General features: G+C 72.0%; 11 protein-coding genes. 8 read left to right on the plus strand and 3 right to left on the minus strand.

Annotated features, from left to right (window positions below; genetic code table 11):
• Positions 1-32: 32 nt before the first annotated feature.
• Both dnaN and dnaA read right to left on the minus strand, forming a co-directional pair.
• A complete protein-coding gene (gene dnaN, locus AFB00_RS11155) occupies positions 33-1,187 on the minus strand; it encodes a DNA polymerase III subunit beta (RefSeq protein ID WP_068797165.1) in 1,155 nt (384 codons plus the stop codon).
• Positions 1,188-2,328: 1,141 nt separating this feature from the next.
• Entirely contained in the window at positions 2,329-4,023 is a 1,695-nt protein-coding gene (dnaA, locus tag AFB00_RS11160; protein WP_068797166.1) for a chromosomal replication initiator protein DnaA, read from the minus strand.
• A 533-nt stretch (positions 4,024-4,556) separates the two neighbouring features.
• Here dnaA and rpmH point away from each other — a divergent pair.
• The 8 genes from rpmH to AFB00_RS11190 all read left to right on the plus strand — a co-directional run bounded on the left by rpmH (position 4,557) and on the right by AFB00_RS11190 (position 9,963).
• A complete protein-coding gene (gene rpmH / locus AFB00_RS31690; protein ID WP_029239552.1) occupies positions 4,557-4,694 on the plus strand; it encodes a 50S ribosomal protein L34 in 138 nt (45 codons plus the stop codon).
• A 28-nt stretch (positions 4,695-4,722) separates the two neighbouring features.
• Positions 4,723-5,109, plus strand: a complete 387-nt coding sequence (rnpA, locus tag AFB00_RS11165; RefSeq protein ID WP_068797167.1) for a ribonuclease P protein component — start codon at positions 4,723-4,725, stop codon at positions 5,107-5,109.
• Positions 5,106-5,540: a membrane protein insertion efficiency factor YidD gene (gene yidD, locus AFB00_RS31695; protein ID WP_083275438.1), complete on the plus strand. Its 435-nt coding sequence runs from the start codon at positions 5,106-5,108 to the stop codon at positions 5,538-5,540. The genes rnpA and yidD overlap by 4 nt, the downstream gene beginning before the upstream one ends.
• Before the next feature lie 40 nt (positions 5,541-5,580).
• On the plus strand, positions 5,581-6,714 hold the full coding sequence (gene yidC, locus AFB00_RS11170) for a membrane protein insertase YidC (protein WP_068797168.1): 1,134 nt from the start codon (positions 5,581-5,583) through the stop codon (positions 6,712-6,714).
• Between the two features lie 145 nt (positions 6,715-6,859).
• Positions 6,860-7,357 (plus strand): Jag family protein, encoded by a 498-nt coding sequence (locus AFB00_RS11175; RefSeq protein ID WP_068800212.1) that lies wholly within the window; start codon positions 6,860-6,862, stop codon positions 7,355-7,357.
• The gene (rsmG, locus tag AFB00_RS11180; protein WP_068797169.1) at positions 7,354-8,031 is read left to right on the plus strand and encodes a 16S rRNA (guanine(527)-N(7))-methyltransferase RsmG; all 678 of its coding nucleotides are present in this window, start codon (positions 7,354-7,356) and stop codon (positions 8,029-8,031) included. The genes AFB00_RS11175 and rsmG overlap by 4 nt, the downstream gene beginning before the upstream one ends.
• Before the next feature lie 74 nt (positions 8,032-8,105).
• Positions 8,106-8,999: a ParA family protein gene (locus tag AFB00_RS11185; protein WP_068797170.1), complete on the plus strand. Its 894-nt coding sequence runs from the start codon at positions 8,106-8,108 to the stop codon at positions 8,997-8,999.
• Position 9,000: 1 nt separating this feature from the next.
• Positions 9,001-9,963, plus strand: coding sequence for a ParB/RepB/Spo0J family partition protein (locus AFB00_RS11190; protein ID WP_068797171.1), 963 nt, complete (start codon positions 9,001-9,003; stop codon positions 9,961-9,963).
• A 1,480-nt stretch (positions 9,964-11,443) separates the two neighbouring features.
• On the opposite strand, the gene AFB00_RS11195 is transcribed toward AFB00_RS11190, so the two are convergent.
• Positions 11,444-12,394, minus strand: coding sequence for a D-alanine--D-alanine ligase family protein (locus AFB00_RS11195; RefSeq protein ID WP_068800213.1), 951 nt, complete (start codon positions 12,392-12,394; stop codon positions 11,444-11,446).
• Between the last annotated feature and the right edge of the window lie 76 nt (positions 12,395-12,470).

The following is a 12,470-nucleotide window of genomic DNA, read 5'->3' on the forward strand; positions in this document are numbered from 1 at the left end:
TGGCCACGCCACCGCGGCCCCGCCGGAGCGGATCAGCCCGGGAGCCGGACCGGCATCAGCAGGTGCAGGTAGCCGGACTTCTCCGGGGACGGCGCCTCACCGGTGTCGTCGGTGGCGGGCTTGGGCACCGGGCGGACCAGGGCCGGCCGGTTCGGCGTGGTGAACGTCAGCTGGGCCCGGTCGGTGTGCAGGGCGCCGAGACCGTCGAGCAGGTACCCGGGGTTGAACGCGATGGTCAGCGGGTTGCCGTCGAGTGCGCAGGGGAGCTCCTCCTCCGCGGACCCGACGTCGTCGCCGCCGGCGGCCAGGCGCAGGCCGTCCTCGCCGAACTCCATCCGGATCTGGGCCACCCGGTCCGCGACCAGGGACACGCGCTTGATCGCCTCGACGAGCGTCGCGACGTCGAGCTCGACCGCCGTGGTGTGCTCGGCCGGGATGAGCTGGCGGAACCGCGGGAACTCCGCGTCGAGCAGCCGGCTCGTGGAGCGACGGCCACCGCCGGTCAGGCCGAGCATGCCGTCCCCTGCGGACAGCGCGATCTCGACGGTGCCCGAGCCGGCCAGCGTCTTCGCGACCTCGGCGAGGGTGCGGGCCGGGATGAGGACCGCGGTCGAGATCGAGGAGTCCTCCGGCACCCACTCGAGCTCGCGCACGGCCAGCCGGAACCGGTCGGTCGCGGCGAGGGTGAGCTGGGAGCCCTCGATCTCCAGCCGGATGCCGGTGAGCATCGGCAGCGTGTCGTCCCGCCCGGAGGCGACGGCGACCTGGGCGACCGCGGCGGCCAGCGCGTCGGCCGCGACCGAACCCGCCTTCTGCGGCATCTCCGGCAGCTGCGGGTAGTCCTCGACCGGCATCGTCGGGAGGCTGAACCGGCTGTTGCCGCAGTTGATCGTGGCGCGCGCACCGTCGACGACGAGATCGACCGGCTTCGAGGGCAGGGCCCGGGTGATGTCGGCGAGCAGCCGGCCGGAGACGAGCATCCGCCCCGGCTCCCCGACCGTCGCGTCGAGCTCGACCCGGGCCGAGGTCTCGTAGTCGAACCCGGAGACGGTCAGCTTCTCGCCAGACTCGCCGTCGGACTGGATGAGGACCCCGCCGAGCACGGGCACGGGAGGACGGGCCGGGAGGCTGCGAGCCACCCAGGCTGCTGCGTCCGCGAGGACGTCGCGTTCGACCCGGAACTTCATCAAGGACCTTCCCCGGTGGCGCCAGGACCGCGACCGGTGGGTCGCAGCCGTCGACGGGACGGCGGTGCGGTGGTGGTGCTGCGGCGAGCCGTGGCCCCACCCGTCCGCCTGAGGCGGTGGCCGTTCGGCCGGTGCTGGGTCGGGATCTCGATTCGCCGGGAGGCTCACGGTAGAGCCTCGCCCCGACAGTTTCCACGCCGCCCCGGCGCTCGCCCGGTGCGGTCTCCGATCTCCGGTCACGACGCCGTGTACCCGGATCGTGGGCCCCCTCGTGTCCCCTCCACACGCTTGTTCTTGGGGAAGAACTAAGAGAGAGAAAACCCGTCGTAGTAGTAAGTCCTGTGCATGGTGTGGATGGACGCCATCGGTGCTGGTCAGCAGGCCGCGTCGACTGGGGATCTGGCCGTGGGGGCATCGGTTGACAGCTTCGGCCGGCGGTGGACCGGGGCGGGTTCCCCCCATCCGTCCCCGGTTCATCCCGGGTTCACCACAGAGTTGTCCACGGATCCGGGGCCATCCGTCCACGGGCTGCGCGGCGGCTATCCACAGACTTGTCCCCAGATGTGGGTGGAAGTGTGGTGGATCGTGGACCCAGGGTGATGGGTCCGGCACGCCGGGATGCAAGCGGCGTTGCGTACGGAACCCACTCACGCCTCATCCGTCACGCTCTGTTCGACGCAGAGTGACGTCCGGGTACTCGATGTCGATCATCTGTCGGCGTGACGAAGCGCCGAGTGCCCACTACCCGACGACGAACGGGATCCCCGGGAGCGACACGCGGTGGGCGCCACGCCGGACCGGATCGAGACCGGATCGCGACCGGCTCCGACGACCGCGGGGCCCGTGGACACCCGGCCGCCGGGGACCCGATCACCCCGGGCGGATCCCGCCGGCCCCGCAGAGACGATCTGAGCGCCGTTGTACGTGTGGGTGCGTCGGGATCGGTTCGGGTACGAGCCGTGTCCGCCCGGAACCACCCCGTACCGCCGCCGACCAGCACGTACCCGCCCCGCCCCGGCCGTACTCCTCACCCCCCGGCCCGGCTCCACTCATGGAGCTCCGGCCCGGTGTCACGAGGCCGAAGCTCCATGAGTGCAGCGGGGAGGGGGTGCGTGAGAAGGGAGCGGGGCGCGGGACCGGGTCAGTGCCGGGCGCGCAGCTTGATCCGCGCGGTGAGCTCCTGGACCTGCTCGAAGGTCTTGCGCCGGAGCGAGATCTCGTTGCGGATCTTCTTGTCGGCGTGCATGACGGTCGTATGGTCACGACCGCCGAACGTCTGGCCGATCCGCGGCAGCGAGAGGTCGGTCAGCTCGCGGCACAGGTACATCGCGATCTGCCGGGCCTGCGCGAGCGCCTTCGTCTTCCCCGGGCCGGACAGGTCGTCCAGCGTCACGGAGAAGAACTCCGCGGTGACCGCCATGATCGTCGGCGCGGTGATCTCCGAGGCCGCCGAGTCGGGGATGAGGTCGCGCAGCACGATCTCGGCGAGCTGGGTGTCGACGGCCTGCCGGTTCAGCGAGGCGAACGCCGTCACCCGGATCAGCGCGCCCTCGAGCTCGCGGATGTTGCGCTCGATCCGTTCCGCGATGAACTCCAGGACCTCACCGGGGACCGCGAGCCGGTCCTGGGCGGCCTTCTTCCGGAGGATCGCGATCCGGGTCTCCAGCTCGGGCGGCTGGATGTCGGTGATCAGTCCCCACTCGAACCGGGTGCGCATCCGGTCCTCGAGGGTCTCCAGGCGCTTCGGCGGCCGGTCGGAGGAGACGACGATCTGCTTGTTCGCGTTGTGGAGGGTGTTGAAGGTGTGGAAGAACTCCTCCTGGGTCCCCTCCTTCCCCTCCAGGAACTGGATGTCGTCGACCAGCAGGACGTCGACGTCGCGGTAGCGCCGCTGGAAGGCGACCTTGCGGTCGTCGCGCAGGGAGTTGATGAAGTCGTTCGTGAACTCCTCGGTACTGACGTACCGCACCCGCATCCCGGGGAAGAGCCGCTGCGCGTAGTGCCCCACGGCGTGCAGGAGGTGGGTCTTGCCCAGCCCGGACTCGCCCCAGATGAACAGCGGGTTGTACGCCCGCGCCGGCGCCTCGGAGACCGCGACGGCCGCCGCGTGGCTGAACCGGTTCGACGCCCCGATGACGAAGGTGTCGAAGGTGTAGCGCTCGTTGAGCCGGGTCTGCGACCGCGGTGCGACCGGGTCGCCGGCCTGCGGGGCGGTGTAGGCGGGCCAGGCGGTGCCACCGGGATCGCGTGCCGGGGCGGGCTCGGCGGGCGGGATCGGGGCCCACCCCCCTGCCGACGGGACCGGCTCGGCCGGGTATCCGCGCTCCGGCCCGGCGGAGGGGTCCGGAGCGGTGTCCGGAACCTCGTCGCCGTTCGCGCGGGCGTCGCTCTCACCGCGACCGGTGCTGCCCCCGGCGCCCGGCGCCGGGACCGGGGGTGCGGCGACGACCGGGATCTCGGTGGTCCCGGTGTCCCGGGCGCTGTCCCCGGCGGAGATGCCGCGGGCCATCCCGAACCCGGGCGGGTCGGGGACCTCGGTACCGCCGGAGGCGGCGGAGGCGTCGACGACGACGGCGAGGTTGACCGAGACACCCAGGTGCCGGCCGAGCGCGTCGCTGATCGGCTTGCGGAGGATGCGCTCGATGGCGTCCTTGGCGAACTCGCTCGGCGCGGCCAGCAGCGCGGTGCCGTCCAGCAGGCCGAGCGGACGGGTGAGACGGAGGAACGCGCGTTGCTGGGGGGAGAGCGAGGGGGCGCCCGACTCCGCGGACGAACCCGACAGGTCGGCGATGACCCGGTTCCAGACCGCGCCGAGATCGCCCGGCTGGTCGGTCATCCGCGGTTCCCCCTCCTGCTCGCGCTGTTCGCCCCCGCTGCCCGGGGAACGCTCCCGTCCCCCGGTGGTACGGCGATGGTCCCCGTCCGGATGCATCCGCTGCTCACCCTGAGGTGATGTATCCCCAGAGTTGTCCACACTTGTGCGTAAAGGTACGCAGCGCGTCGTGCCCGGCCCGCAGCGGGGCGGCCGGTCGGCGCGTCGCGTGTGTGGTTGGTCCGGGTGGGAACGGTGGATCCGGCCCGGTCGCACCCGGGCGGGTCGGCGACCGTAGCAGCCGGCGGCGGCCGTGTCCGCGGGCAGGCGCCCGGAACGGGCCGGGGGTGGTTTGACCCGTCCGAAACGCGCTGCGTACCCTTGAGAACCGGACACTGGTCGGGAGGGGCGTGTCGCGCCCGTCCGCACGGTCACCACTCTTCTGTGGCGGCCGGATCGACGGCCGGTGACCCTCGAACCGAGCCAGCGACCGATGAGATCACCGGCGGCGCAGCGTGCTGTGACGTGCTGTGACCCGCCGACCAGGAGAGCCGACCGTGAGCAAGCGTACTTTCCAGCCGAACAACCGCCGCCGGGCCAAGACGCACGGCTTCCGGCTGCGCATGCGCACCCGCGCCGGCCGCGCGATTCTCGCCGCGCGCCGCCGCAAGGGGCGCAACGCCGTCTCGGCCTGACCGGCCGGCGCACCCACCGGCCCGCGCCGTGCTGCCGGCACCTGTCCGGCTGACCCGCCGGCCCGAGTTCGCCTCGACGATCCGTCGTGGACGGCGAGCCGGCCGGTCCCGGCTGGTGGTGCACCTCGACCTGACCCGCCCCGGCGGCGTGCCCGATGGGCACGTCCCGCCGAGGGCGGGTTTCGTCGTGAGCAAGGCCGTCGGCAACTCGGTGGTACGGCACCGGGTCAGCCGGCGGCTCCGGCACCTGGTCGCCGAGCGGCTGGACACACTGCCGCCCGGTGCCGCACTCGTCGTGCGGGCGTTGCCACCGTCGGCGGCGGCGTCCTCGGCGGAACTCGGTGCGGACCTGGACTCGGCACTGCGGGCGGCCCGCCGCCCGCGCCGGCCCAAGCAGCCGGACGGTGCGCGATGACCGACCGGGCCGGGGCGGACGACGTGCCGGAGGGCGGCACCGTGCCGGAGGGCACTGCGCCGGAGGGCACTGCGCCGGAGGGCGCCGGTGATCCGGCCCGTCCCCGTTCGCTCGGTGCCAGGGCCGCGGTCGGGGCCGTGCGCTGGTACCAGGTGTGGATCTCCCCGAACCTGCTGCCGAGCTGCCGCTTCCACCCGAGCTGCAGTGCCTACGCCGTGGAGGCGCTGAGCGTCCACGGTCTGGTCCGGGGGCTCGCGCTCACCGCATGGCGCCTGTTGCGCTGCGGACCGTGGCACCCTGGCGGGTGGGACCCCGTACCACCACCGAGGCCACCCATGCGGCCAGGACGGCCGGCCGGCGGCACACAGCCGGACCCGACGTCCACCGACCCGTCCCGAACCGAAGGCCTCACAGGCGGTACGGACCGCTGACCGGCGGTGCCGGCCCGAGACCCCGAGGAGCAATCGACCCGTGCTGGACTTCATCTACTACCCCGTCAGCTTCATCATGTGGGTCTGGCACAAGGTGTTCGGCTTCGTGCTGGGCGATGACAGTGGCTTCGCCTGGGCACTGTCGGTGGTCTTCCTGGTCTTCACCCTGCGGCTGATCCTCTACAAGCCGTTCGTCAGCCAGGTCCGCTCCATGCGCAAGATGCAGGAGATGGCCCCGGAGATGCAGAAGCTCCGGAAGAAGTACGCCAACGACCGGCAGAAGCTCGCCACGGAGATGCAGAAGCTCCAGCAGCAGAACGGCGCCAACCCGATCATGGGCTGCCTGCCGATGCTGGTGCAGATCCCGGTGTTCATCGGTCTGTTCCACGTGCTGCGCGAGTTCAAGCCGGGCAAGACCGAGAACTACTTCTTCAACGCCCAGGAGAACGCCTCGTTCGTCGACTCCGACCTCTTCGGGTCGAAGCTCGGTTCGGCGATCTTCCCGCTGCAGAACACCGCGTCGGTCACCGACCTCGGCGGCAACTACGTCGCGCAGTGGGTCGTGATGGTCCCGCTGATGATCGCGGCCGGCATCTTCACCCACATCACCGCGCGCCACTCGGTGGCCCGCCAGCAGGCCCAGATCGCGGCCGGCACCGCCGCCGCGAACCCGCAGGCCGAGATCATGCAGAAGCTGATGCTCTACGTGTTCCCGATCGGCGTCGTCGTCGGTGCGCCGTTCCTGCCGCTCGCGGTCCTCTTCTACTGGGTCTCCAACAACCTGTGGACGCTGTGGCAGCAGCACCACGTCTACAAGCGGATCGACTCCGAGGAGGAGGAGAAGCGGGAGAAGGCCGTCGAGTCGGCCAAGACGCTCGCTCCCCGTCCGGGTCAGAAGCCGGTCCGCAAGAACGACAAGGGCACGGCGAAGGAGATCCGCGAGATCGCCGACGAGCCGATCACGGCCGAGGAGGAGGCCGCGGCGCCGAAGGGCTCCGACGGGGCCTCGGCCGGCACCGGCGGTGTGACCGGCCAGGGATCCAACGGTTCCGCGGGCGCCCGTCCGGCGAACGGCAACGGCACGAACGGGAACGGGAACGGCACGAAGAAGCCCGGGGCCAAGCCGGTGCAGCGTCGTTCGGGTGCGAAGTCCCGCCGCGGCAAGCGCCGCTGATCCCGCGCCACCCACCACCAGACCCGCGAGTCGCACGGCCCCGGCGGTCCCCCACCGCCGTGCGGGCCCGGCATCGCGAACCCGCGTTCCGACAAGAGGAGAACCCGTGCCCGACACCGCGAAGGACCACGCCGAGGGATCGGACGTGCAGGACAAGGACAAGCCCTCCGGGCAAGGCCTGCTGATCCAGGAGGGCGACGTCGCGGGTGACTACCTGGAACGCCTGCTGGACATCCTGGACTACGACGGCGACATCGACCTCGACGTCGACGGCGGCCGCGCGATCGTCAGCATCGAGGGCGCCGATGACGACGACGAGCTCCGCAAGCTGGTCGGGGACAAGGGATCGGTGCTCGAGAGCCTGCAGGAGCTGGCCCGGCTCGCCGTGCAGCAGCAGCTCGGCAGCCGCAGCCGCCTGATGCTCGACGTCGCCGGCTGGCGCAAGCGCCGCCGGGACGAGCTGACCGAGCTGGGTCTGGACACGGCCCGGGAGGTCAAGGAGTCCGGTGAGTCGGTCCGGCTCCGGCCGATGACGCCGTTCGAGCGCAAGGTCGTCCACGACGCCGTCGCCGGTGTGAAGGGCGTCGTCAGCGAGAGCGAGGGCGAGGAGCCGCGTCGCCAGGTCGTCGTGCACAAGAAGTGAGCGACCAGCTTCCGATCCCCACCCCGGAGACCGTCGAGAAGGTCTTCGGGGAACGGGCGGCCGCGGCCGCCCGCTACGTCGGGCACCTCGCCACCTCGGGGATCGAACGGGGTCTGATCGGGCCGCGGGAACGTGACCGTCTGTGGGACCGGCACGTGCTGAACTGCGCGGTGCTCGCCGAGGTGGTACCGCCCGACGCGAAGGTCGTCGATGTCGGCTCGGGTGCCGGTCTTCCCGGGATACCGTTGGCACTCGCTCGGCCGGATCTGCAGATCGTCCTCGTCGAACCGCTGGCCCGGCGGGTCGACTGGCTCGACGAGGTGCTCGCGGACCTGGGGCTCGACCTCGCCGTCGAGCGCGGGCGTGCCGAGGAGCCGTCCGTTCTGCGACGATGGGAGGGCGCCGACGTGGTCACCGCACGTGCCGTCGGGCCGCTGGCCCGGCTCGCGGGCCTGTCGCTGCCGCTCCTGCGTCCCGGTGGCGTGATGCTCGTACTGAAGGGGGCCTCGGCCCCGGAGGAGATCGTCCGCGACGCCGCGGCGGTGCGTGCCCTGGGCGGCGGTACCCCGACGATCCACGAGGTCGGTGCCGGCGTCGTGGAACCGCTGACCAGGGTGGTCGAGATCCCCCGTATCGGCGCGCCCCGACCCACTCGGAGGAAGGAACGGCGATGATGAGGAGCAGGACACCGTCCTCGGCTGTTCCACGTGAAACACCGGCCGGGGAACCGACCGAGAAGGGGCCGCGCGTGAGTCTCGGATGGACGCCCATCGCTGACGAGGCCGAGCGGGCGGCCCGTGTCCTGCATCCCGACAGCCATGCGATGCCGCGGCCGGAGGGCCGCCGGGTCCTGTCGGTCGCAAACCAGAAGGGCGGCGTCGGGAAGACCACGAGCACGGTGAACGTGGCCGCCGCGCTGGCGATGCACGGGCTGCGCGTCCTGGTGATCGATCTCGACCCGCAGGGCAACGCCAGCACGGCGCTGGGGGTCGAGCACCGCACCGGGACGCCGTCGGTCTACGAGGTCATGCTCGGCGAGATCTCGCTCGCCGAGGCCGCCGTGGAGAGTTCGGCGTCGCCGAACCTGCTCTGCGTGCCCGCCACGATCGACCTCGCCGGCGCCGAGATCGAGCTGGTCAGCATGGTGGCCCGGGAGTCCCGGCTGTCCCAGGCGATCAACGACGACGCGCTCGCGCAGCTGGACGTCGACTACGTCCTCATCGACTGCCCGCCCTCGCTCGGGCTGCTGACCGTCAACGCGCTCGTCGCGGCCTCCGAGGTGCTGATCCCGATCCAGTGCGAGTACTACGCGCTGGAGGGGCTCGGGCAGCTGCTCTCCAACATCGATCTGGTCCGGTCGCACCTGAACACGTCGCTGCACGTGTCGACGATCCTGCTGACCATGTACGACGGCCGTACCAAGCTCGCCGACCAGGTGACCTCCGAGGTCCGCCAGCACTTCGGACCGACCGTCCTGCGCACCGTGATCCCGCGCAGCGTGAAGGTCTCCGAGGCTCCCGGGTACAGCCAGACGGTGCTCGCCTACGACCCGGGATCGCGCGGCGCGACGAGTTACGTCGACGCGGCCCGCGAGATCGCCGAGCACGGGGCCAGCGGTGCCTACCGTCCGGGCGGGCGCTGACATGGCCGAACGCAAGGGTGGTCTCGGGCGCGGGCTGGCGGCGCTGATCCCCACCGCACCCCCGGAGACGGGCGGCCCGTCCGGGGGCGGAGCCGGTGCGCCGTTGCACCGTCCGGCTCCGGCCGTGCAGCACGAGGACGCCGGCTCGGAGACCCCGGTCGTGGACGGGGGCGCGGAGTACCGCGAGATCCCGCTCAAGCGGATCGTCCCGAACCCCAAGCAGCCGCGGACGCAGTTCGACGACGAGCAGCTCGCGGAGCTCGAGCACTCGATCCGTGAGTTCGGGCTGCTGCAGCCGATCGTCGTCCGGCGGGCCGGGCGCGACTACGAGCTCATCATGGGCGAGCGGCGCTGGCGGGCGGCCCAGCGCGCCGGCCTGGAGGTGTTGCCCGCGATCGTCCGGCACACCGCCGACGACGTGATGCTCCGCGACGCGTTGCTGGAGAACATCCACCGCGTGCAGCTCAACCCGCTGGAGGAGGCCGCTGCCTACGAGCAGCTGCTGGCGGAGTTCGGGGTGACGCACTCGGAGCTGGCCGACCGGCTGGGCCGCAGCCGTCCGGTCGTCACGAACATGATCCGATTGCTACGGCTGCCGGTGACGGTGCAGCGGCGGGTCGCCGCGGGTGTGCTGTCCGCCGGGCACGCGCGGGCGCTGCTCGGGCTGGAGGACGCGGGCCAGCAGGAGGACCTCGCGACGAAGATCGTGGCGGAGGGTCTGTCCGTACGGGCGACCGAGGAGGCCGTGGTCCTCGCGCGGCAGGACGGGCCGCCCCGGGAACGCCGGGCCCGCAGGCGTGGCGACCAGCGCCCGGAGTTCACCGAACGGGCCGACCGGTTGTCGGACATGTTCGACACCCGGGTGAAGGTCGAGATGGGCCAGCGGAAGGGTCGCATCGTCGTCGAGTTCGGTTCGGTCGAGGACCTCGACCGGATCACCGGGATGATGGGCATCCGCGAGTAGCTCCATCGCCGGTACCCGACGGCCGCTGTCCGATCCGGACGGCGGCCGTTGTCGTCGGTGGGCCGATCGGGACGGTCGACAGACGAGATCTCAGGGCGCCCTGAGATCGTCTCTACGGCCTGTCCGTGGTGTCCGTGGGTGAGGAAGCCGTCGAGCGCGATCCGTCGTTCGGACGTGGATCTCAGGGCCGGAACTCGGTGGTGTACCGATTCAGTGCCGTGGTGCGCAGGCACCGGTCGGCCGATGGACCGGATCGACGTACGGACGTGTGTCAGAACGCGTCCGGAGGAGCGTGCCACCGGAGGATCGTGCTGTCCGGCCGAGTGCTTCCGGCTCGGCCTCGTCCAGGGAGCTGTTCTCCGGCGGGACGGCGGCTGGAGCGTCGGCGCTCCGGGCGGTATCCGACCGGCGCGAAGGGCGCGGAGCGCCGGGGTGTCCGGCGCGCGACTCCTGGGGCAGCGCGTGACCCGCGTTGAGTGGTCGCTGCCCTCTCCGGCGATGTCCCGACCGCGCGGCGGGCCGGTCTGCCGCCGGCGATCGAGCCGCGACGTGCACGCGTAGCACCGGTCGCCCCGCGCCCGTCCGCGCCGATGACCGGTGGAGCTGGTCGTGGCCGGGCGAGGTTCCGGATGTCGTGTCGGGATGCGTGGTGACCCAACCCGGATCCGGTGTCTGCGTGCCGCTGCCGGACCGGGAGTCGGGACCGGTCCCGGCCGCGTAGGCCAGCTGCTGCGGCACGCGGTGAGGGCCCACAGGTGGGGTGGAGAGCTGCTTCTTCCGCGTCATGGCGCCGGCCGGTGTCGCGGTGCCGGGCACCGGCTGATGCTGGAACGGTGGTGTCGTTGGTCTGCTCCGGAGCACCTGGGACGTCCCGGGGCAGCTCGAGGCACCCGGGCACTTCGAACCACTCGGGCGCTTCGAGCGACCTGGGTGCCTCGAGCGGCCTGGGTGCCTCGAGCGGCCTGGGCGCTCGACCGACCGACGCCGCCATCCGGCACGGTCGATCGCTGGTCGGCCGAGTCGATGCTCCCCCGGGATCATGCCGAGCGGACGGGTGTCGTTCTGGGGCGCCGTGTTTCACGTGGAACGTGCGCGCCGGAGTCCTGTGCTCGGCGGCCCGCTCCCCTGCCGGTCGCCGGCGCGGGAGGTTCGCCTGGCTCAGGGGGCAGGGAAGCGTGGTCCGGAACCGGCTCGACGCAGGAGCGAGCGGGAGTCCGGCTTCTCTCCGCTGGGAGCGACACCGCGGCGGCGGTGGGACCTGATACCCGCGTCCGCTCGGCCGGTCTCGGTGCCGCCCGTCGGCGTGCGTGGACGGGGCCGTGCCACGTCACCGGTCATCGAGCCGCCATGAAGCGGCGCGGTCGGCACGAATCGGCAGGAGCACCGATCAGCGCCGGTCCGGACAGCGGGTGGGCCGGTCATCGAGCCCGGCTGTGCCGCGATCGTGCGCCCGGGTCCGCCGGTGTTTCACGTGAAACGCTCACTCCGAGCGCGTCGCCGCCCGCTCCACCAGTGCCTGGTAGACGGTCGCCAGATCCGAGCCGTCGGCGTCGACGGCGGTCGGCAGCAGCGACGTGTCGGTCAGGCCCGGGGACACGTTCAACTCCAGGATCTGGACGCGCCCGTCCCCGTCGACGATGGCGTCCATCCGGGAGACGTCGCGCAGCCCGAGCAGCCGATGTGCGGCGAGTGCCGTCTCGGCCAGGAGGTCCAGCACCGTTTCCGGGAGCCGCGCCGGGCAGTGGAAGGTGGCGGCGCCCGGCGTGTAGCGGGAGGTGTAGTCGTAGAAGCCGGACGACACCTCCACCTCCACCGGGGGCAGCGCGCGGGCGTCGGCGCCGTCGTGCACGACGGAGACGGCGACCTCGGTGCCCGCGACGAATCGTTCGACCAGCACGGTGTCGGCGTAGGCGAAGCTGCTCACCATGGCGGCCGGGAGGTCCGCCGCGCTCTGGACGACCTGCACACCGAGAGCGGAGCCGCCCTGGTCCGGCTTCAGGACCAGGGGCAGCCCGAGCCGGTCGACGATCGCCTCCAGGACGCCCTGTGCGCCGAGCTCGCGGAACGTCGAGTGCGGCAGCGCGACCCAGTCCGGGGTGCTGAGCCCGGCACGGACCAGTTCCGCCTTGACGCTCGGCTTGTCCCACGCCCGGCGGCACGCACCGGACGGCGTCCCGACGAACGGGAGATGCAGCAGTTCCAGCACCTGCTGGACCGCGCCGTTCTCCCCCTCGCCCCCGTGCAGCGCGACGGCGACCACGTCCGGACGGTCCGAGCGCAGGCGTTCGAGCAGCGAGCCGTCGACGTCCCACTCCCGCACGTCGACGCCGTTCGCCCGCAGGGACCCGGCGAGCCGGCGACCGGATCGCAGCGAGACCTCGCGCTCGTGGGACAGACCTCCGGCCAGCACGGCCACCGTTCGATCACTCACCCCGGCATTCTGCGCCATGGCCCCGACGCAGAACGCCCCGGACCGATCGGTCCGGGGCGTTCCACGTGAAACATGC

It is taken from the genome of Pseudonocardia sp. HH130630-07 (genome assembly GCF_001698125.1).
Taxonomy (GTDB): Bacteria; Actinomycetota; Actinomycetes; order Mycobacteriales; family Pseudonocardiaceae; genus Pseudonocardia.